Annotated in this window: 19 protein-coding genes; 9 read left to right on the top strand and 10 right to left on the bottom strand. The window is 53.7% G+C overall.

Going from position 1 to position 22,020, the window contains the following annotated elements:
• Positions 1-98: 98 nt before the first annotated feature.
• Genes B9K09_RS01365 through B9K09_RS01355 form a run of 3 tightly spaced genes read right to left on the bottom strand, consistent with a single transcriptional unit; the run spans position 99 to position 3,686 of the window.
• Positions 99-1,472 carry an aspartate aminotransferase family protein gene (locus B9K09_RS01365; protein WP_087515165.1) on the bottom strand — a complete coding sequence of 458 codons (1,374 nt, stop codon included), beginning with the start codon at positions 1,470-1,472 and terminating at the stop codon, positions 99-101.
• A gap of 59 nt (positions 1,473-1,531) precedes the next feature.
• Entirely contained in the window at positions 1,532-2,890 is a 1,359-nt protein-coding gene (locus tag B9K09_RS01360; protein WP_087515164.1) for a glutamine synthetase family protein, read from the bottom strand.
• A 43-nt stretch (positions 2,891-2,933) separates the two neighbouring features.
• On the bottom strand, positions 2,934-3,686 hold the full coding sequence (locus tag B9K09_RS01355) for a gamma-glutamyl-gamma-aminobutyrate hydrolase family protein (protein WP_087515163.1): 753 nt from the start codon (positions 3,684-3,686) through the stop codon (positions 2,934-2,936).
• Between the two features lie 277 nt (positions 3,687-3,963).
• Between B9K09_RS01355 and B9K09_RS01350 the strand changes: the two genes are divergently transcribed.
• The 8 genes from B9K09_RS01350 to aguA all read left to right on the top strand — a co-directional run bounded on the left by B9K09_RS01350 (position 3,964) and on the right by aguA (position 11,952).
• Positions 3,964-5,343 (top strand): glutamine synthetase family protein, encoded by a 1,380-nt coding sequence (locus B9K09_RS01350; RefSeq protein ID WP_087515162.1) that lies wholly within the window; start codon positions 3,964-3,966, stop codon positions 5,341-5,343.
• A gap of 312 nt (positions 5,344-5,655) precedes the next feature.
• Positions 5,656-6,711: a polyamine ABC transporter substrate-binding protein gene (locus B9K09_RS01345; RefSeq protein ID WP_087515161.1), complete on the top strand. Its 1,056-nt coding sequence runs from the start codon at positions 5,656-5,658 to the stop codon at positions 6,709-6,711.
• A gap of 192 nt (positions 6,712-6,903) precedes the next feature.
• Positions 6,904-7,515, top strand: coding sequence for a LemA family protein (locus tag B9K09_RS01340; RefSeq protein ID WP_087515160.1), 612 nt, complete (start codon positions 6,904-6,906; stop codon positions 7,513-7,515).
• A 1-nt stretch (position 7,516) separates the two neighbouring features.
• The gene (locus B9K09_RS01335) at positions 7,517-8,377 is read left to right on the top strand and encodes a YgcG family protein (RefSeq protein WP_087515159.1); all 861 of its coding nucleotides are present in this window, start codon (positions 7,517-7,519) and stop codon (positions 8,375-8,377) included.
• The gene (locus tag B9K09_RS01330) at positions 8,377-8,880 is read left to right on the top strand and encodes a TPM domain-containing protein (RefSeq protein WP_087515158.1); all 504 of its coding nucleotides are present in this window, start codon (positions 8,377-8,379) and stop codon (positions 8,878-8,880) included. The genes B9K09_RS01335 and B9K09_RS01330 overlap by 1 nt, the downstream gene beginning before the upstream one ends.
• 96 nt (positions 8,881-8,976) lie before the next feature.
• The gene (locus B9K09_RS01325; RefSeq protein ID WP_087515157.1) at positions 8,977-9,615 is read left to right on the top strand and encodes a TetR/AcrR family transcriptional regulator; all 639 of its coding nucleotides are present in this window, start codon (positions 8,977-8,979) and stop codon (positions 9,613-9,615) included.
• Positions 9,616-9,885: 270 nt separating this feature from the next.
• Positions 9,886-10,764 (top strand): N-carbamoylputrescine amidase, encoded by an 879-nt coding sequence (aguB, locus tag B9K09_RS01320; protein ID WP_087515156.1) that lies wholly within the window; start codon positions 9,886-9,888, stop codon positions 10,762-10,764.
• 81 nt (positions 10,765-10,845) lie between these two features.
• Complete coding sequence (gene aguA / locus B9K09_RS01315; protein ID WP_087518932.1) at positions 10,846-11,952, top strand: agmatine deiminase; 1,107 nt, start codon at positions 10,846-10,848, stop codon at positions 11,950-11,952.
• 85 nt (positions 11,953-12,037) lie between these two features.
• Here aguA and B9K09_RS01310 read toward each other — a convergent pair whose 3' ends face one another.
• The 7 genes from B9K09_RS01310 to B9K09_RS01280 form a co-directional block, all read right to left on the bottom strand.
• A complete protein-coding gene (locus B9K09_RS01310) occupies positions 12,038-13,300 on the bottom strand; it encodes an OprD family porin (protein ID WP_087515155.1) in 1,263 nt (420 codons plus the stop codon).
• A 478-nt stretch (positions 13,301-13,778) separates the two neighbouring features.
• Entirely contained in the window at positions 13,779-14,750 is a 972-nt protein-coding gene (locus tag B9K09_RS01305) for a sensor domain-containing diguanylate cyclase (RefSeq protein WP_087515154.1), read from the bottom strand.
• Positions 14,751-14,888: 138 nt separating this feature from the next.
• Positions 14,889-16,076: a delta-9 fatty acid desaturase DesA gene (gene desA, locus B9K09_RS01300; RefSeq protein WP_087515153.1), complete on the bottom strand. Its 1,188-nt coding sequence runs from the start codon at positions 16,074-16,076 to the stop codon at positions 14,889-14,891.
• 329 nt (positions 16,077-16,405) lie between these two features.
• On the bottom strand, positions 16,406-16,879 hold the full coding sequence (locus B9K09_RS01295; protein ID WP_371917443.1) for a chalcone isomerase family protein: 474 nt from the start codon (positions 16,877-16,879) through the stop codon (positions 16,406-16,408).
• Between the two features lie 130 nt (positions 16,880-17,009).
• Positions 17,010-18,362: a chromate efflux transporter gene (chrA, locus tag B9K09_RS01290; RefSeq protein ID WP_087515151.1), complete on the bottom strand. Its 1,353-nt coding sequence runs from the start codon at positions 18,360-18,362 to the stop codon at positions 17,010-17,012.
• Between the two features lie 104 nt (positions 18,363-18,466).
• Positions 18,467-19,390 carry a polyphosphate kinase 2 gene (ppk2, locus tag B9K09_RS01285; protein ID WP_087515150.1) on the bottom strand — a complete coding sequence of 308 codons (924 nt, stop codon included), beginning with the start codon at positions 19,388-19,390 and terminating at the stop codon, positions 18,467-18,469.
• A gap of 25 nt (positions 19,391-19,415) precedes the next feature.
• Positions 19,416-21,020, bottom strand: coding sequence for an inorganic phosphate transporter (locus tag B9K09_RS01280; protein ID WP_087515149.1), 1,605 nt, complete (start codon positions 21,018-21,020; stop codon positions 19,416-19,418).
• Positions 21,021-21,245: 225 nt separating this feature from the next.
• Here B9K09_RS01280 and modA point away from each other — a divergent pair, with 225 nt between their 5' ends.
• Complete coding sequence (gene modA / locus B9K09_RS01275; protein WP_087515148.1) at positions 21,246-22,004, top strand: molybdate ABC transporter substrate-binding protein; 759 nt, start codon at positions 21,246-21,248, stop codon at positions 22,002-22,004.
• Positions 22,005-22,020 lie beyond the last annotated feature (16 nt).

The raw sequence follows: 22,020 nt of genomic DNA, 5'->3' as shown, positions 1-22,020 counted from the left end.
CCGGCGAGCCTGGCCAACGCACTAGCGCAGTCTGGCAATTTCATCGACTTTTTTAAACACTCAACTGTTACCGTTGCGCGTTTAATTACTCAGATGCTTTAACCCAGTACCTCCTCAGCCGTCAGATCGAGACATTGACGCGCCTTGGTAACCAGTTCGTCGATCTCTGCCTTAGTGATAACCAGCGGTGGCGAAATAATCATGGTGTCGCCCACGGCACGCATGATCAAACCATTGCTGAAGCAGTGAGTACGGCAAATCATGCCAACACCTTTATCACTCGGATAACGCTCACGCGTTGCTTTGTTCTTCACCAATTCAATGGCGCCGAGCATGCCAACACCGCGAACCTCACCCACCAGCGGGTGGTCAGCCAGCTCTCGTAAACGTTTCTGCAAATACGGTGCCGTTTCTTCTTTAACCCGCTCAACAATCTTCTCTTCGCGCAGAATGCGCAGGTTCTCCAAACCAACGGCCGCCGCAACCGGGTGCCCGGAATAGGTGAAGCCATGGTTGAAATCACCGCCTTGATTGAGCACTTCAACAATCTCATCGCGCACAATTAAACCGCCCATTGGGATGTACCCAGAGGTCAGGCCCTTGGCGATAGTCATCATGTCCGGAGCGTTGCCGAAATAGTCGCTACCGAACCACTCACCAGTGCGACCGAAGCCACAAATTACTTCGTCAGCAACAAACAGAATCTCGTACTTGGCGAGGATCTCACGCACTTTCGGCCAGTAAGTATCTGGCGGAATAATCACACCGCCAGCGCCCTGAATTGGCTCAGCAATAAAAGCACCGACATTGTCAGCACCGACTTCGAGAATTTTCTTTTCCAGCTCTTCAGCGGCCCAGATACCGAACTCATCGGGCGTCATGTCACCGCCGTCGGCAAACCAGTATGGCTGGGCAATATGGACGATGCCTGGAATTGGCAAGTCGCCTTGTTCGTGCATATAAGTCATACCACCCAAGCTCGCACCGGCCACGGTTGAACCGTGGTAACCGTTGAGGCGGCTGATGATGACTTTCTTGTTTGGCTTGCCCTTGATCGCCCAGTAATGGCGGACCATACGCAGCATAGTGTCATTGCCTTCAGAACCGGAGCCGGTAAAGAACACATGGTTCATACCTTCCGGGGCCAGCTCTGCAATCGCCTTGGCCAGTTCGAGTGCTGGCGGCGTGGCCGTCATGAAGAACATGTTGTAGTACGGCAGCTCTTGCATCTGTTTATAAGCAGCTTCGGCTAATTCCTTACGACCATAGCCCACTGCCACACACCACAGACCCGCCATGGCATCGAGGATTTTATTACCCTCGCTGTCCCACAGATAAACGCCGTCTGCATGGGTGATAATGCGCGGCCCTACTTCCGCCAGCTGTTTGAAGTCGCTGAACGGCGCGAGATGGTGCTCGCGGCTCATCGCCTGCCATTCACGGGTTTTCGGGTTAGTCGCTTGGTTAGTCATATCCACCTCAAAAATGCATGTAGCGAGCGCCGGACAAGTGATGTCCGGCGCGCGTCCAATTACACAGACAGCAGCAGGAATTCACGCTCCCATGAGCTGATCACCCGCTTGTAGTTCTCATGCTCGGCACGTTTTACCGCGACGTAGCCGCTGATGAACTTGCGGCCCAGATACTCCTCGGCCACCTTGCAGCTTTCCATACGTTCCAGTGCTGCTTCCAAAGTCAGTGGCAAACGCAGGTTACGGCGCTCATAACCACGTCCGACAACTGGCGCACTTGGCTCAATGCCTTCAACCATACCGATATAGCCGCATAACAAACTAGCTGCCAGCGCGAGATATGGATTGGCGTCAGCACCGGCCAAACGGTTTTCAACACGACGGTTTTGTGGATCAGCATCAGGCACACGCAGACCTACGGTGCGGTTCTCTTCGCCCCACTCCACGTTTACCGGCGCCGAGGTATCCGGCAGGAAGCGGCGGAACGAGTTAACGTTCGGCGCAAACAGCGGCAACAGCTCAGGAATCAACTTCTGCAAACCGCCAATGTGGTGCAGAAACAACTCACTCATCGTGCCGTCTTCATTAGAGAAGAGGTTCTTGCCCGTCGCCTTGTCGATGATGCTTTGGTGCACATGCATCGCGCTACCTGGCTGGTCAGTAATCGGCTTCGCCATAAAAGTAGCCGTTACATCGTGCTTGAGCGCCGCTTCACGCATGGTGCGCTTAAACACCAACACCTGATCTGCCAAATGCAGTGGTTCGCCATGACGGAAGTTAATTTCCATCTGCGCCGGACCTTCCTCATGAATCAAGGTATCGAGGTCCAGGCCCTGGATTTCACACCAGTCGTACATATCTTCAAACAGCGGGTCGAATTCGTTCGCGGCATCGATCGAGAACGACTGACGTCCGGTTTCAGGGCGACCCGAACGACCGAGCGGGGCTTCCAGCGGGAAATCCGGATCAGCGTTACGCTTGGTCAGGTAAAACTCCATTTCCGGCGCCATAATCGGCTGCCAACCTTTATCGGTATAGAGCTTGAGTACCTTCTTAAGAATGTTGCGCGGCGACAACTCAATCGGGTTGCCTTGCTTGTCGTAGGTGTCGTGGATCACCTGCGCGGTCGGCTCAATCGCCCAAGGCACAAGAAATACGGCAGTCTCGTCGGGACGACAAACCATGTCGATGTCCGCCGGATCAAGCAGGTCGTAATAGATGTCGTCTTCGACATAGTCGCCCGTCACGGTTTGCAGCAATACACTTTCTGGAAGGCGCATGCCTTTTTCCGCGATGAACTTGCTGGTTGGCGAAATCTTGCCGCGGGCGATGCCGGTAAGGTCGCTGACCAGACACTCAACTTCGGTGATTTTGCGTTCTTTCAGCCAGCTAGATAGCTGGTCTATTTTGGTACTCATAGAGACCTCAGGGTTGGTTGAGTCGACTATTAATAAGTCGACCTCAGCGTTGCCCCGCCCTCTTCCTGCAAGCCTCACCAAAGGCCTGGAAGATGGCGAGATAATTCGGGTTAGATCGTACCTGCCATTCGGGGTGCCATTGCACCCCTAAAGCAAAGCTTTTAGCACCTTCGACGGAAAAAGCTTCGACTAACCCGTCAGGCGCCAGCGCTTCAACTCGAAGGCCCGGCGCCAGACGCTGGACGCCCTGGCCATGAATAGAATTGACTTCAAACTCTGCTGGCAAGCCGATGCCAGCGAGAATGCCACCGGGCTGCACATGCAGCGCGTGGCTAGGTGCATATTGCACCTCGAGCGGTTCATCTTGAGGCTCGCGATGATCCATAAAGCCTTCAACTTCGTGCACTTTCTGGTGCAGCGTACCGCCGAAGACCACATTCATCTCCTGAAAACCGCGACACACGCCAAGCACCGGAAGCCCCGCCGCGATAGCGGCCTTCAACAGAGGCAACGTAGTGCTGTCACGCGCAGGATCATGCAGAGTGCCTGGCTCGCTGGCCGGGCCACCATAGTGATGAGGTTCGACATTGGACGGTGAGCCGGTAAACAGTAAACCATGCAGATTATCGAGCAGAGCAGGCTGATCCAGCAGCTCGCCAATTGATGGAATAATCACTGGCAGACCACCGGCACCCAAAACCACTGCGCGAACATATTTGTCGCCGGTAACGTGGTAAGGATGAGGGCCAATCTGTTTTGTATCAGAGGTAACGCCGATTATCGGCAGGCGTGACATGGGACACCCGTTTTATTGCTGTTAGTGGGTTTGAGCCGAGCTTAGCCTTGTTCATTTTTTTTCACAATAGCCATGTAAAAAATTAAACACACACCACTGAGCACCGCACAGGCAAAGGCTTTCACGATCACTGAAAAGCCCCGAAACGCCCTGAAATTGGCCATGCAGCACCTTTTTGGGGCAAAATACACCTCTCTTGACAGCGCCAGGTGTTTAAGATTGACTCACACCTGTGCATTCGCATGATTGATATTTTTAACAAGAAAGGTGTTGCATCATGTCGGTACCCCCGCGTGCCGTTCAGCTTAATGAAGCGAACGCGTTCCTTAAGGAACATCCTGAGGTCCAGTTCGTCGACCTTCTTATTGCAGATATGAATGGCGTGGTGCGTGGTAAACGCATCGAACGCGCCAGTCTCCATAAAGTGTACGAGAAAGGTATTAACCTTCCCGCTTCTTTATTCGCACTCGATATCAATGGCTCAACGGTAGAAAGTACCGGTCTGGGTCTGGATATTGGCGATGCGGACCGTATCTGTTTTCCTATCCCTGACACGCTGTGTAATGAGCCGTGGCAGAAGCGCCCAACCGCGCAACTGTTGATGACCATGCACGAACTCGATGGCAAGCCATTCTTTGCCGACCCACGAGAAGTGTTGCGACAGGTAGTACAGAAGTTCGACGAACTAGGCCTGACAATTTGCGCCGCTTTCGAATTGGAGTTTTACCTGATTGACCAGGAGAACGTGAACGGCCGTCCGCAGCCGCCACGCTCGCCTATTTCAGGTAAACGCCCGCACTCGACTCAGGTTTACCTGATCGACGACCTCGACGAATACGTTGATTGCCTGCAAGACATGCTCGAAGCTGCAAAAGAGCAAGACTTGCCAGCAGACGCCATCGTCAAGGAAAGTGCTCCGGCGCAGTTCGAAGTCAACCTTCACCATACCAAAGACGCGATCAAGGCCTGCGACTATGCGTTGCTGCTTAAGCGCCTGATCAAGAACATTGCCTACGACCACGAAATGGACTCGACCTTTATGGCCAAGCCGTATCCAGGTCAGGCAGGCAATGGTCTACACGTGCATATTTCCTTGCTCGACAAGAAGACTGGCGAAAACATCTTTACCTCGGAAGATCCGTTGGAAAACGATGCGTTGCGCCACGCAATTGGCGGCATTTTGGAGACCATGCCAGCGTCAATGGCTTTCCTTTGCCCTAACGTCAACTCGTACCGTCGTTTTGGTTCACAGTTTTATGTGCCAAACGCGCCGAGCTGGGGGCTTGATAACCGTACGGTCGCGGTCCGCGTACCAACCGGTAGCCCAGACTCTGTACGTATCGAGCAACGTGTTGCCGGTGCTGACGCTAATCCATACCTGATGATGGCCTCGATTTTGGCCGGTATTCACCATGGCCTGACTAACAAAATTGATCCGGGCGAGCCGATTGAAGGCAACTCCTACGAGCAAGTAGAACAGAGCCTGCCAAACAACCTGCGTGATGCCCTGCGTGAGTTGGACGACAGTGAAATCATGGCCAAATACATCAGCCCTGAATACATCGACATCTTCGTCGCGTGCAAAGAAAGTGAGCTGGCTGAATTCGAACACTCGATTTCAGACCTGGAGTACAACTGGTATCTCCACACTGTATAAGCTCAGGTAACACCCGACGCCGGCCATTGAGCCGGCGTCTTTTTGTGTATGCATAAAGCCGTTCCGGGCCAAAGGCGTAAATAACAACAAGGTGCGCTCGGCATTGGCCGTTTTGACCGAATACTAGATTGGCATTGTCCAGACCTGCGGGCCTCAGCAATGCCCATGCCTAATAAAACATGTTCCGTTGAAGGCTGTGAGTAGCGTCTCAACATAGCGATAAATTGCGTAGTAGTTTCGTTTGACCTGCCAAGTACCCACTTTCCAACCGTCATGATTGGTACGGTTGATTATGTTTACAGGAACAGACTTATGCCCCGTTTGTACGCTCTACTTTTACTCGCACTGGCTCCACTCGCGGCCAACGCTGAAGAGATGATTCGCGTCTACAACTGGAACGATTACATTGCCCCGCAAGTACTCAAGGACTTCGAAGCAGAGACGGGTATCAAGGTCGAATATCACACCTTCAGCACAGCGGAAGAGCTGAACAAGATAATGGCCAGCGGTGAAGCCATCGACGTTGCCGTGCCATCCAATGACACCATTCCCGAATTGATCGAAGCCAAGGCCATCTTGCCCCTGGATATGAGTCGTTTGCCTAATCGCACGCACCTCGACAAACAATTACTGAGCAAGCTTGCAGCTGTCGACCCCGATAACCGCTACGCCGTCCCCTACTTATGGGGCGCCGTCGGCTTGGCAATCAACACGCCACAAGCTGAGGCCGCGTACGGCGGTCCATTACCGGATAGCTGGAGCGTGCTGTTTGACCCACAAAGCAGTGCACTCCTTAGCGGCTGCGGCATCAGTGTTCTGGATGCATCCGATGAAACACTCTCGTTAGTGCTTAACTATCAAGGCCGCGAATTTTCACGCAGCGCACCCAGCCGCATTCGCCGTGCCGGAGAGTTGCTGAAAAACATTCGTCCCAACCTGCGTTACGTCGACAGCGAGCAGTACATCGAGGATCTCAACAACGGCACGTTGTGCATGGCCATGGCCTGGGTCGGCGACGCACTGGCAGCCAAACAGGCAGGCCAGCCGGTTGACTTCATCGTGCCCGAGGAAGGCTCGGTATTGTTTATCGACAACCTGGTTATTCCAAGCACTGCACGTCGCGCTGACCTGGCGCACCGCTTCATCGATTATCTGATGCAGCCAAAGGTAGCGGCGAAAATCACCACCGAGACGCTTTATCCGAACGCTAACAGCGACTCCAAACAGTTCCTGGATGCTTCATTGCAGGCGATGCCCGATCTGTATCCTAATATCGACATCAAACGCCGCCTGTACACGTTAAAAACGCTTTCAGACGAGCAAAAAGCTGTGCGCGACGAGGTTTGGCAACAGTTTACTGCGCAGTAGTCGACTCGCATTCACTTGAAGCCTGTCGGGTAACGGCTAATGTTAAGACGCTACCCGACAGATCAGCATGAGATGAGCCCGCACAACCACGGCAATTTAGCCTGCTCAATGGTGATAAATTGACGCAACTGCACCGACTCACTTATTGTTGACGGCTATATATTCTCCGCAATGGAATGAACTGGAGCGCCGATGAAAGCTGCACATATACTATTAACCGTGCTGTTGACGACCCTGCTTACGGGTTGCGGCTACAACGACATGCAACGTCAGGACGAAGCGGTTAAAGCGGCGTGGTCTGAAGTCGTCAACCAATACCAGCGCCGTGCAGACTTGGTCCCCAACCTGGTCAATACCGTGAAGGGTTACGCTCAACACGAGGAAAAAGTATTCGTCGAAGTAACCAATGCGCGCGCCAAGGTTGGCAGCATGCAGATCAATACTGACTCGCTCAACGACCCACAAAAGCTGCAGCAATTCCAGGCGGCTCAAGGTGAATTATCCAGCGCCCTGTCGCGCTTGATGGTGGTCAGTGAGCGCTACCCCGATTTGAAGGCCGACGGTCTGTTCCAGAACCTCCAGGCCCAACTCGAAGGCACCGAAAATCGCGTCACCGTTGCGCGCAACCGCTATGTACAAGCGGTTCAGCAATACAACACCTTGATTCGCACCTTCCCGAACAACTTGACGGCGATGGTGTTGAGTTATGAGGTTAAGCCAAACTTCAGTGTCGAAAACGAGAAAGAAATCTCTACGGCACCGACGGTAGACTTCGGCGGCAGCACAGAACCTGCCACGCAATAACATGCAGTCATTTAGCCACTGGATTCAGCGCCTTGTTCTGGCGCTGATGATTATCGCCCCGGTTTTGGCCCATGCCGCCGAAGTGCCAATGCTCAAGCGCCATGTCACCGACCAGACCGGCACCCTGACCGCTGAGCAGATCGATCAACTCGACCAGCAGTTGGTGGCGTTAGAGAAACGCAAAGGCGCGCAAGTGGTCGTGCTGATCGTGCCGACCACCGCGCCACAAGATATTGAGAGTTACTCATTAGCCGTGGCCGAAGCCAACAAGATTGGCCGCAAAGGCACAGATGACGGCCTGTTGCTGCTGGTCGCCAAGGATGACCGACGCGATCGCATCGAGGTCGGGTACGGCCTTGAAGGCGCGGTGCCCGATGCTGCGGCCGCGCGTATCCAGCGTGAGTACATTGAGTCACGGTTTAAGCAGGGCGATTTCTACGGCGGTATTCGCGATGGGCTCAATGCACTGACGCTGCTGATTGATGGCGAAGACTTACCTGCACCCTCTCGCGAGGCCGACAACTCAAACACAAACCCGCTGGATGTCGGTGTATTTGGTCTGGTCATTGCCATGTTCTTTCGGGGTATGGCCGGACGCATCCCGACATTGCTGCGCATGGGCCTGGGCGGCGTCATCACCGGCATTCTCTGTGCTTTTATTATTGGCACCCTTGGCGCCGCCTTAATCGGCGGATTCATCGGCGCAATGATTATGTTGCTACCCTTCGGCGGCATTAGCCTTGGGGGCGGCACAGGACGCAGTGGAGGCGGCTTTGGCGGTGGTGGTTTTGGTGGCGGGGGCGGCGGCTTTAGCGGCGGCGGCGGTAGTTTTGGAGGCGGCGGTTCGTCGGGTAGTTGGTGATGACAGTGATAAAACGAATATTCACCAATCTGTTCTCAGGCTGGTTTCAACTACGCCGCAGCTTTCCTGCACCCTTGCTGGACGAGATCAGCCAAGCCATTGGCACAGGTGAAGCACAACATATTGGCGAGGTGCGCTTTGCTATTGAAGCACGCCTGTCCATCGTTGATGTATTGGCCGGGGTAACGTCGCGCTCGCGTGCCGAGCAGGTTTTTGCCGAGCAAGGCGTATGGGATACCGAGCACAACAGCGGTATTTTGATTTACCTGCTGTTGGCCGAGCATCGCGTTGAAATAGTCGCAGATCGCGGTATCTCGCGCTACGTGGAACAAGAGCAGTGGGACGCAATCTGCTCGCGGATGTGCAAACACTTCGCTCAAGGTTTGTGGCGCCAAGGCAGTCTCGAAGCCATAAACCAGGTGCATGGCTTGCTGAGGCCATACCTTGCGAACCTGCAAGTGAGCAACCCGAATGAGCTGCCCGACCAACCGATTATTCTGTAATCTGCGCAAGCATAAATAGCGTCGAGTTGGGGAGTCGCACCGCGCTTAGCGACTCGGCGAGTTAACATCCAATAAGTTTCTTGACCCGAGCAAACCATGCCGCGCCCTACAACTGTCCGTAAACCTCGCGCCAGCAGCCAGGCTCGCATCGCCGCGATTCTTGCGGTTGCCCGTGAGCTGCTTGCCGAACAAGGCGCCGCCAGCCTATCGATCTACAGCGTTGCCGAACGTGCGCAAATCCCGCCGTCCTCGGTTTATCACTTCTTCACCAGCGTCCCGGCGTTGCTTGAAGCACTCACGGCGGATATTCATGCAGCTTTTCGCGCCTGTTTGCAGGAACCTGTTGATCATCAGCAGTTACGCAGTTGGCGCGACCTTTCAGCCATCGTCGAGCAGCGCATGCTGGCGATTTACGCGAATGATGCTGCAGCCCGCCAACTGATTCTCGCGCAGCATGGCTTAAGCGAGATTACCCACGCCGACCGCCAACACGACATCGAGCTGGGCCAACAGATGCAAGCCTTGTTCGAACAACACTTTGCCCTGCCGACCCTGCCTGATGATATTGATGTGTTCGCTCTGGCCATGGCACTAGGTGACCGCGTGTATGCACGTTCAGTCCAGCTGCATGGCCATATCAGCCCGCGACTCGCAGAAGAAGGCATGCGTGTGTTCGATGCTTATCTGGGTCTGTATCTGCCTAGCTGCTTGCCTAAACGCTCCTCTCCGCTGTAACGCCCTCTCCCATCTAAAGCTCTTGACGGCTGCCGCCCGACAGTTGCTTGCCTTGTTGCGCCACCTCAATAAATATCGATAAATATCTGCATAAAATCACTTAATAAATAATTAACATCAATAAAATGCTTTAAAAGCAGATTTTTATCGACTATAAATACAGCCATTGCAAGCCAACCCATGTCGTTTCAACCCGCTCGCAAGTTGCCAACCTAGCAAGCCCCAACCCAGGTTGTGGCGCCAGCGCTGAATTTATCCACGAGGTGTTCAATGTCACGTACCGTTACCGTCGCCGCCACGCAAATGACTTGCTCGTGGGACCGCGCAGCCAACATCGCTAACGCTGAAAAGTTGGTGCGGGAAGCCGCCGCCAAAGGCGCACAGATCATCCTGATTCAGGAACTGTTTGAAACGCCGTACTTCTGTCAGAAGCCCAACCCCGATTACCTGCAGTTGGCGACCAGCGTTGAAGCCAACGCCGCCATTGCCCATTTCCAGAAAGTTGCCAAAGAGCTGCAAGTAGTGCTGCCAATCAGCTTTTATGAACTGGCCGGGCGGGCGCGTTTTAACAGCATTGCGATTATCGATGCCGACGGTAGCAACCTGGGTGTCTACCGCAAGAGCCACATTCCAGACGGCCCCGGCTATCACGAGAAGTACTACTTCAACCCCGGCGATAGCGGTTTTAAAGTGTGGAATACTCGTTACGCCAAGATCGGTGTGGGTATCTGCTGGGATCAATGGTTCCCCGAATGCGCACGCAGCATGGCGCTGCTTGGCGCCGAAATTCTGTTTTACCCGACCGCAATTGGTAGCGAGCCACATGACCCCAGCATCAGCTCCCGCGATCATTGGCAACGCGTGCAACAAGGCCATGCTGGCGCCAACCTGATGCCGCTGGTCGCCAGCAACCGCATAGGTCGCGAAGAACAAGACGACTATGACATTACATTCTACGGCTCATCGTTTATTGCAGATCAATTTGGCGCTAAAGTTGAGGAACTGAACGAAACCGAAGAAGGTGTGCTGGTACACAGCTTCGATCTCGACAAGCTTGAACACACGCGCAGCGCCTGGGGCTCATTCCGTGACCGTCGCCCTGATTTGTACGGGCCACTAAAAACCCTCGATGGTGTACTCGAGTCTTAACTTATTCACAGTGCCCTCTGCTGCGCCCCTTTCGGGGGATCTGCAGAGGCGGTTTCTAACGTTTATATGCAGGTGTTTGTGATGACGACCTTAAACAGTACTCCCCGCGCTGATGGCTTTCGCATGCCAGCCGAGTGGGAAGCCCACAGCAAAACCTGGATGGTCTGGCCGCAGCGTCCGGACAACTGGCGCCTGGGCGGAAAACCCGCGCAACACGCATTCACCGCGGTGGCCAAAGCGATTGCCGAGTTTGAGCCGGTGACTGTTTGTGTATCTGCACAGCAATATGAAAATGCCTGCGCGCGGCTTGATCACAGCAATATCCGCATTGTTGAGATGAGTACAGATGATGCCTGGGTTCGCGATACTGGCCCTACCTTTGTCACTAACAACAAGGGCGAAGTACGCGGCGTTGACTGGCAGTTCAATGCGTGGGGCGGCTTTGACGGTGGTTTGTACTCGCCATGGAACCGTGACGATCAGGTCGCCAGCAAAATCCTGCAGATCGAGAGCTGCAAACGCTATCGCACCGAAGGTTTTGTCCTGGAAGGCGGCTCCATTCACGTTGATGGCGAAGGCACGTTGATCACCACTGAAGAGTGCCTGCTCAACCGTAACCGCAATCCGCATCTGAGCCGTGAAGAGTGCGAGGCCGTACTTAACCAGCACTTGGCAATTGATAAAGTCATCTGGCTGCCAGACGGCTTGTACAACGATGAAACCGATGGCCACGTCGACAACTTTTGCTGCTATGTACGCCCTGGCGAAGTCATGCTGGCTTGGACCGATGATGAACAGAACCCAAACTACCAACGTTGCCAGAAGGCCATGCGGGTTTTAGAAAACACCCCAGACGCCAAAGGCCGCAAACTGGTTGTGCATAAGATGCCGATTCCGGGGCCGATGTACGCCACCGAAGAAGAGTGCGCCGGTGTGGACTTGGTTGAGGGTTCACAGGACCGTCACCCTGAGTCACGCCTTGCCGGTTCCTATGTGAATTTCCTGATCGTCAACGGCGGCATTATTGCGCCCAGCTTTGATGACCCGCGAGATGAAGAGGCCAAAGCCATTCTTGGTCGGGTATTCCCCGAACACCGCGTAGTCATGGTGCCAGGCCGTGAAATTCTGCTCGGCGGTGGCAACATTCACTGCATTACCCAGCAACAACCTGCAGCGCAAACGCGATAACGCAAACGCTGAACACTGCTAAAAAAAAGCCCGGCATCTGCATCCAGAACCGGGCTTTTTTATTGCGATCTACAACTGCAAATGCTTACAGCAATGGCAGTGTGTAGCTCACGATCAGACGGTTTTCATCGATGTCCTTGGCGAAGTTCGAGCGCACAGCCGCATTACGCCAGCGCACGCCCAGGTTCTTCAAGGCACCTTCCTGGAACACATACATCAACTCGGTATCGCGTTCCCACTCTTTGCCTTCGCTCGAGTTGGCGGTGGCCAGATCAACATTATCGCCGCTGAGGTAGCGGGTCATGAAGGTCAGCCCCGGAATACCAATGGTAGCGAAGTTAAAGTCGTAGCGCGCCTGCCAGGACTTTTCGTCCTTGTTGGCAAAGTCGCTGATTTGTACATAGTTGACCAAGAACGGGTCAGTGTTACCGACATAGGCAAAACCACTGTCGCCGGTCATGCTCTGATAACCCAGACCAAAGCTGTGACCGCTAACGCTGTAAGTCGTCATGATGCCGTAAGCATCGTTATCAATGGTGCTACGACCGTCGTCAGTCGAGTGTGCATAGCGCACATCTGTCTTCAACGTCTGACCTTCAGCTACTGGCCATACATGCACCAAGTTGAAAGAGTTCTGCTTATAGAAGTCTTCCAGGTTGGAGTAGTAGTAACCTGCGGTCAGTTCTTTGGTGACCTTGTAGGTACCGCCGATGTAGTCGAATGAATCAGTGGTGTTGCTACCGGTAACGGCGATACCACGAGTTTTGCCGCTGGCGACCGTGATGTCTTCGTAATCATTGGAGTTACGGTTGTTAACTTCGCGGATATGCGCAGCATCAAGGGTCAGGCCTTCGATTTCCTGCGAAACCAGTTGGCCACCGCTGAATACCTGAGGCAACAGACGGCCATCGCTCGAGGCAATTGCCTGGTTTTTGTACTGCAAGCTACCGACCTTCAAAACGGTCTTGGAGATCTTGGCTTTACCGGCAACGGCCAGGCCAGAGGAGGTATCCTGCGAACCGCCAGAAGAACCATCCGGAACCAGCAAACCGCTCCCCGCGGTGCCGTCACCTGAGTCCAGTTTGAAACCGAACGTGCCAATCGCATCAACACCAAAGCCGACTGTGCCTTCGGTATAGCCCGAGTTAGCACGCAGAATGAAGCCTTGAGCCCACTCTTCCGACTTCGACTGGGTAGCACCCGAGTCGCGGAAGTCGCGGTTAAAGTAGAAGTTGCGCGCTTCAAGAGTCGCCGTGCTGTCTTTCAAAAACTCAGCATGGGCAATTTGGCTCAAGGACAAGCCCAAAGTGCTGGCAGTAACAGCCAGCGCCAAGGTGGTTTTTCTCATTATGGTTTACTCCAGTGTTATAGGGACACACATCAACACACGCACACCATTCAGGGACGAAGACATCACGCATGCCGAATCCTTTCCAAGCCCACACAGCAACACTCAGGCAGCCGAATAGGCGCCAGCAAAGCGTTAGCGGTGGGGCTAAAAAATCAGGGAATTAAGCCTGCGGGCCTGAATCTTAATGTGCAGCAGAGTAGGTTTTGCGAAAGGCAGGAAATCTTCATGGCACAGGTCTCTTCATTTTTATTGTCAGCCGATCACAGAGCGTCGGACTCACTTATGAAGACTTTGTTACAGATTCTGTGCCAATTATTTAAAAAAACTAAAAACATATTACAAAACAATAGCTTACGGCATAATCCAGAGATAAAAACCGCATAAGAAAACCAAAGCATAAGCGCTTTCTCGCCGAATGCAGTACCCCTTCAGGCGGAATACCGCCAACAGGGAAACGCCGCCAACCACACGCTGATTAACCTAGAACGATCTGGTCTTTACCTTGGTTTTTGGCTTTGTACATAGCCTCATCTGCGCGAGCAAACATACTGTCGAGGCTCATGTCTGCACTATTCAGGCTTGTCAGGCCTTGGCTCACGGTGACACCGAACTCTGTGTCGCCGTGATTGAATCGCAACTGTTTGATCTCACGCTGCAGACGCTCGGCAATTTGTTTGGCCAAAGCAGTCTCACAACCGGGGAATAACGCGGCAAACTCTTCGCCACCGACGCGGCCGAACAAGTCGCCTCGACGCAGGACCGAGACGCCGCAGGCAGCCATTTTCCGCAAGACTTGGTCGCCAACCTGATGCCCATGCTGATCGTTAATTAGCTTGAAGTTATCGATATCAAGTAACAAGAAAGACAGCGGCGAACCGAACTTGCGAGCATGCTCAAACTCTTGCTGAGCACACTCGAAGAAATGCCGACGATTACTGCTTTCAGTCAGCACATCAGTGGTTGCCAAACGCTGGAGTTCACCTTCAAGCTGCTTCTTCTCGGTGATATCTTCGGCGATGCCAACCACGACACTTGCCTCATCTTCATGGCTCAGGCGGCCCATAAAACACTTATCACTAAGCCAGCGCAGTTGCCCATCCGCACGAATAATGCGGTATTCGCGGGACTCGACAGCACCGGTTTGCAACACCTTGGCCAGGCTATTCGCGGCATACTCAACATCATCCGGATAAATCGAGTTACGCCATTCGCCGTAGTCCGCCATGAGCGAGGCAGCAGGACGGCCAAATATCACTTCGTAAGCAGGGCTTACGTAAATGACTTTTTGGGTATTCCAGTCAAGCGCCCAGACCACAGCATTGATACTGCCCAATAATGAGCTGATTAACTGCTCACGCTCACGTAAACGCGTGACTTCAGAACGACTGTGCAACAACGCCAGCGTTAATTCTTCGAGCTCTGTAGGGAGCTGACTATGCTCAACCATGGGGTTATTCCTAGCATGGGTTAGTACTAACATTGAGTTGCTGCTAGTAAATGCCTAGATAAGAGATGAAACATAGTGTTTAGTTCTAATAAAAACAAAAAGCCCGCCAATTGGCGGGCTTTTTAGACGAACGAGCATCTAAACGCTGGCGGTAGGCCGCAACGAGTAGGTTTTCAGCTGAGCGGCAAAGTCACGCAGCGACTGGATACCACTGGCTTCAGCCTCGTGCACCCACTGCTTGATGGCTTCGAGCATTTCGTGGCCATTGGAACTGGTTTTGGCCCAGATCAATTGCAACGCCAAACGCTTCTCATAAATGACTTTCAGTGCCTGACTTTGCTCAAGCATCGCATCAATGCGTATCTGGTGATGATCGTTGAGCAAGCTGGGCTCACGCGATAACAGGCGTTTGGCGCGATGAAAGCGGTCACGTACCGAGGCATCCGCCTTCGCCAGCTCTTGCTTGACCAGCGGACCGATCACCAACTTGCGATACTGGGCCATGATCTGAAAGCGGTTGTTGAGAATCGCCATCGCGGTGTCCATATCGAGGCTGTGCTTGCCTTCGACGCGGTGCGCGATAGGTGCGACGCGCTGAACTTTAGCCAGACCAAAGAAACTGAATAGCTTGATCCACGCCCAACCCATGTCGAACTCCCACTTGCGCACAGAGAGCTTGGCGGAGTTCGGGTAGGTGTGATGGTTGTTATGCAGCTCTTCACCACCAATCAAAATACCCCAGGGCACTAGATTGGTCGCGGCATCACGGCATTCAAAATTACGGTAACCGACAGCGTGACCAAGGCCGTTGATGACGCCAGCAGCCCACACCGGGATCCACATCATCTGCACAGCCCAAACGGTGATACCAGCCGCACCAAACAGTGCCAGGTCGATAACCGCCATGATCGCCACGCCGCCCAAGCGGAAGCGTGAATACAGATTCCGCTCGATCCAGTCTTCTGGGCAGTTTTTGCCGTAGATACGCAGCGTATCCGGGTTGCTGGCCTCTTCAGCGTACAACTCGGCACCTTTGCGTAATACGGTGCTCAGCCCCTTGACTACCGGGCTGTGTGGGTCATCCAGCGTTTCACACTTGGCGTGATGTTTACGGTGGATAGCGGTCCACTCGCGAGTGTTCTGTGCCGTGGTCAGCCACAGCCAGAAGCGGAAGAAGTGTTTAAGCGCCGGGTGCAACTCAAGTGCACGGTGCGCGGAGTAACGGTGCAGATATACCGTTACGCTGACGATCGTAATGTGCGTCATCAGCAGGGTGACTGCGATCAATTGCCAGATCGACAAGTCGAGAATACCGTTGTACCACATGCGTTAGAGAACCTCTCGGAAGGTAAATACACGGTGTCGTTAGAATTATCACCGTGCTGCATTATCTCTTTCTTAATGAAGAAAACCAGACGGACTTTTGCATATGAATGTTACGAGACTGCCAGCCGTGCTGTTACGTTGCACGCCAGCGCCAAAAACCGGCAGCAACCTGCGGGTTTATGGGAAGTTCGGCCATATTGACCTGCGCTCGACGAAATGACTGACATGAAGGAATAGACAGCCGGTCATTATGGATATGGTGTTTAAATCTGCAAAAACAAGCCTGGCCGGCTGTTGTGGTCTCGCTGGGTGCCGATCTTCCGACAAGATCAGCGGCTGCCGAGCAACTGCTTTCGTAGTCCCGGGTCGCGGGTTTTCGGGTCAAACCAAATGTCAAAGAATGCCTTGGCAAATGCACTGTCGCGCACCTCATAGTGCAGACGACCATCTACATAAAACTGACAGCCTTCGGCCAAATTTACCCCAGTGATGCGTTGCCCCTCTTTGATATCGACGAAAGCACGCTGCATTTCGCTGCGCCACGCCTGCAACTGCAAATCGCTAACCTGACCAGCGGATGTGCGACGGATTTCATCAAGACTGGCGTCAACAAACTCGTCACGACTGATTTCACGGTGATAAGTCAGCTCAAGGGCAAAAGGCTGGCTGCTATCAAACGGCTGCTGGGCGCTCCATAGCCGTGCGGTATAGATGCGAAAACCCCAAATGCGCAAATCGCCTTGGCCAACCAACTCGGCATCAGGCAAGACATTGCGCCAACTGGCTGTCGCTGTAAGCGGAATAACGGCTAAACAGCAGCTGAGCCACAGAGCCCTGCATAGCTGCGCTGGTGGCGCTACTCATCAGAAACTCTCCATGTGAGTTAAACCGTTGCCGGTTGATAGCCCGGTGCAATCGAGTACAGAGCCACTGCTAACTTACGCGAAGCAGATGCACCAGCAGCCCGCAACAGGCACTCAGCGCAATTACCTGAATAACACCACGTTTATAGCGCAGCAGCGCCACAGCTGCTGCGGCGGTTATTAACGCCGACGGCCAGTCGAACGCTACGCTTAAGCCTTGCGGCCAGAGAACGTGATAGGCAAAAAATAGCGCCAAGTTAAGAATTACCCCAACCACCGCAGCAGTTATTGCAGTCAGTGGCGCGGTGAATTGCAACTGGTTATGAGTCGATTCAACCAGTGGCCCGCCAGCCAGAATAAATAAGAACGATGGCAAAAAGGTAAACCAACTGACCAGTATTGCCGCTACCGCTCCAGCCAGAAACATCTGTTCGGCACCAAATACCTGCTGCACATAGGCGCCAATAAAACCAACAAAGGCAACGACCATGATCAGCGGCCCTGGCGTGGTTTCACCCAGGGCCAGGCCATCAATCATCTGTGACGGCGTCAGCCAGCCATACTGAGCGATCGCGCCTTGGTAGACATAGGGCAACACCGCATAGGCGCCACCAAATGTCAGCAGCGCCGCCTTGGTGAAGAACCACGCCATTTGCGTCAGCGTGCCATCCCAACCAAATGTAAGTATCAGCAGCGCCATTGGCAGTAGCCAAAGCAAAGCACCAATAAATCCTAACTTGATTAAACCTGTCACTGAAAAGCGGGCATGCGACGGTGTAGGCGTGTGATCGTCAATCAAGGCGCCAAGCCCCGCCTGTTTAGCCTCACCATGACTGCCCCTGGAGCTAAACCAGTGCGGCCAGAAACGCCCGGCAAAGTAGCCAGTCACCGCGGCGCCTAAAACAATCAACGGAAAGGCAACATTGAACGCAAAAATCGCCAAAAACGCAGCCACGGCGATTACCCAGAGTGCCGGGTTGGTCAGGGTTCGTGAACCTATTCGATAGGCCGCCTGAATAACAATGGCGGTGACCGCCGGTTTAATCCCGTAGAACACCCCGGCAACCAGCGGTAAGTCGCCAAAGGCAATGTATAGCCAGGACAACAGGATCAGGATAATCAACGACGGCAGGATAAACAGTGCCCCAGCAATCACACCGCCCCAGGTTCGATGCATTAGCCAGCCGATATAGGTCGCCAACTGCTGAGCCTCTGGCCCCGGCAGCATCATGCAGTAATTGAGTGCGTGCAGAAATCGTCGCTCGGACAGCCAGCGACGCCGCACCACCAGCTCCTCATGCATGATTGAAATTTGCCCGGCCGGGCCACCAAAGCTGATCAACCCCAGCTTCAGCCAGAAACGGAATGCCTCAAACAGGCTGACGGATTCAGGCGCTTGGCGTGCGGTTGACGAGGAAGACATAGACCCCTTATTAGCCGTCATAAATTACGGGCAGACAAAAAACCACTGCTAAACAGGCTGCGTGAAAACGTCACCAACGAAGCCAAAGTCAGACGAATATAAAGTCAGTATACCTGCGGCACCAGCATCTCCTGCGGAACCGGAGAGCGCAGATAGTCTGCATTATAGACCCGAGCGGGCAGCACCACCTCCGGCTGCTCGGTTTGGCCATATGGGATCTGCGTCAACAGGTGCTGAATACAATTGAGCCGTGCACGTTTTTTATCGTCGGCCTCAACGATCCACCAAGGCGCTTGCTCGGTATGCGTACGGCTAAGCATTTCTTCCTTGGCGCGGGTGTAATCCTCCCAGCGGCGGCGGGACTCCAGATCCATTGGCGACAGTTTCCATTGCTTGAGCGGGTCATGAATACGCATCAAAAACCGCCGATATTGTTCGTCATCGGTAATCGAAAACCAGTATTTGACCAAGATAACCCCTGAGCGAATCAGCATGCGTTCAAACTCTGGAACGCTGCGATAGAACTCTTCGTACTCGGCGTCATTACAAAAGCCCATGACTCGCTCAACACCCGCGCGGTTGTACCAACTACGGTCGAACAGGACCATTTCACCGGCTGCGGGCAAATGCGCCGTATAACGCTGGAAATACCATTGGCTGCGCTCACGCTCACTCGGTGCAGGCAAGGCTGCAACACGACATACACGCGGGTTCAAGCGCTGGGTAATACGCTTGATTGCGCCGCCCTTACCGGCCGCATCACGGCCCTCAAACAGCACCACGACTTTGAGTTTTTGCTCGACAACCCATTCCTGCAATTTGACCAGCTCGGACTGCAGGCGCAGCAGCTCGCGCAGATACACACGCCGATCCATGCCGACCGGCGCCTCATGCCCTAACTCTTTGAGAATGGGATCGAGACGAACATCGTCAAACTCCATCTCAAGCTCTTCATCAAAACTGTCAAGAATATCGGCATGCAGGCGCGAGGCTTGCTCGGCGAAATCCAGATTCAAATTATCAGTCATGACAGATCCTCAGGGTTAGACAGCGTCAGAAGATGCTTCGCAAGGCAAGAAAGGCGACCGCGGCAAGAACTGCAGCCGCAGGCAAAGTGATCACCCACGCCAGTGCAATCGGTTTCATCAATCCCCAGTTGGTTTGCCGGTTAACCAAACCAATACCCAGTACCGCACCAATCAGAATGTGCGTGCTCGATACCGGCAAGCCCATTACCGAGGCCAGCATCACCACGGCCGCGGCCGCCAGCTCAGCGGAAAATCCCGAAGCGGGGTGTAATGCCGTGAGGTTGTGGCCAACGGTTTGAATCACTTCCTTGCCGATGAACCACAAGCCAGCAATCAAGGCGACGCCGAAGGTAATCATTGCCGCCGTTGGTATAGCGGCTTCAGAACCGATGGCGCCGGTGCGCAGCACTTCAAGAATCGCCACAAAGGGGCCAATGGCGTTAGCGATGTCGTTGGAACCATGGCTGAAGGCGAAGCCACAAGCGGTAAACACCTGCATCCAGCTGAACATGACGAAAGTCGCCCGGCTCAGCGACTCAGATTTCAGGGTTTTGGCGAAGATAAAGGTAGCCAGCCAAACCAGCGCGCCAATCATCACCATAATCAGGTAGCTGTTGAGTGTGCTGAGACCCAGGTTCATGTTCTTCAAGCCCTTGAACAGCAGCATTGAAGAGATAACCACCGCGCCGAGCGCGGCAATCATCGGCACCCAGGTTTCGAGCGCATTGTGGGTACGCAACTGGCCGCGTTTACTCTCGATTTTCTGCAGGTCGCGGTAGTAATCAGACTCCAGATCTTCAGCTTGGAAATCACGGTCATAGACCACTTGCATGTCGCGCGTCATGGCGTGGGTGTAAGAGATTTTCTGGATCTCCGAGAGCCGCTCAAATGCTTCTTTATGCCGACGCTGATGGTCGCGCTTTTCTTCGCGGATCTGCTTTATTTGGCTTTCAGCTTCGTCGTTATAAGTGAGGATGTATTTTTTAATCTGCGAGTACAGCAGATACGCTACAGCGCCACCCAGTAGCGGCGAGAGCACCCAGGAAATAGCGATTTGACCGATTTTGCCCCACTGCACCAAGGCCAGCGCCGACTCGGTGCCATTCATCAAGATGCCCAAGGCGATCGAGCTGCCGACAATCGCCCCAATGATCGAGTGAGTGGTTGAGACGGGATAACCCTTTTTGGTCGCGTACAGCAACCAGACGCCCGCCGCGATCAACGCCGACATCATGATGTAAACAAAGTCCATCGGCGAAACCGCCATGCCACCCAAATCAACAATGCCGCCGCGGATGGTTGAGGTTACTTCACCACCCGCGATTACAGCACCGCTGACCTCAAATACCGCTGCCACCATCAATGCCTGACGTATTGTCAGAGTGCCCGCGCCGACGCTGGTACCGAAGGAGTTAGCGACATCGTTACCGCCGATGTTGAAGGCCATAAAAATGCCGAACAACGTCGCCAGAATGAATAAAAACGCATAGTTGCTGTGGGTGTACTCAAGCCCCCAAACCATAAAATACAACGTGACCGCTACCAGCATGGCAGCGAATGCCACACTAATTTTCGAGATACCGCTTACAGGAGTAGCGTTAACGCTACTGGATGTTGGGGAGCCTGCCATTTTTATCTCTCCAGACTAAAGCGCCTGTGCCCCATTGTGGGGAGGTCGTTTTGGCTAATAATTTATTCCGCTGGAGATGACAGACTGATGAAACGCAGATGACCACGCTTAGAATATGGACGTCTGACCGTTGGCCGACGCTTACACTGGAAATAATTTGGGCCTCATTCTGAAAACCGCTGTATATTTTTGTCTATAGCGATCGCCACACCTCAGGAGAAGTCCATGATCCGCCCTCGCCTCGACGCGCTATGCGCCATCATCGTTATTGGCGCACTAAGCACTCATGCCCTAGCCAATGAGGTTCATGTCGCCGTTGCGGCCAACTTCACCGCGCCGATGAAGGCGATCGCAATCGAGTTTGAAAAAGACACCGGCAACACCGTTGTCCCCGCATTCGGTGCTACTGGCCAACTGTTTGCGCAAATCAACAACGGCGCGCCGTTTGAAGTGTTTTTCAGCGCTGATGACACGACCCCAACCAAGCTCGAACAAACGGGTAATAGTGTTGCTGGCTCACGCTTTACCTACGCCACCGGCGCTCTGGTTTTATGGTCAGCCAAATCCGCTTACGTAGACGAGCAAGGCGCTGTACTCAAGAAAAATACGTTCAGACATTTGGCGATGGCGAACCCAAAAGCCGCGCCATACGGTCGAGCAGCCACTGAAACCTTAGACAAGCTCGGCCTGACTGATAGCCTCAAGGGAAAGATCGTTGAGGGCCAAAGCATCACTCAAACCCTGCAGTTCGTCTCAACCGGCAATGCTGAGCTGGGTTTTGTTGCGCTGTCGCAGGTGTATAAAGATGGCGCGATCACCAGCGGCTCAGCTTGGCTGGTGCCTGAGTCCTACTACCAGCCGATTAAACAAGACGCACTGATCCTCAAGAAAGGCGCAAACAACCCGGCAGCCAAAGCCCTGACTGATTACCTGCAAGGCCCTAAAGCCGAGGCGATCATCAAGTCTTACGGCTACAAGATTTGAGACCTGAGCCAGCGTA

It is taken from the genome of Pseudomonas sp. M30-35, from assembly GCF_002163625.1.
Lineage (GTDB): Bacteria > Pseudomonadota > Gammaproteobacteria > Pseudomonadales > Pseudomonadaceae > Aquipseudomonas.
Note: the sequence above shows the minus strand (reverse complement) of the source record. Positions and strands in the feature narration are given on the sequence as shown.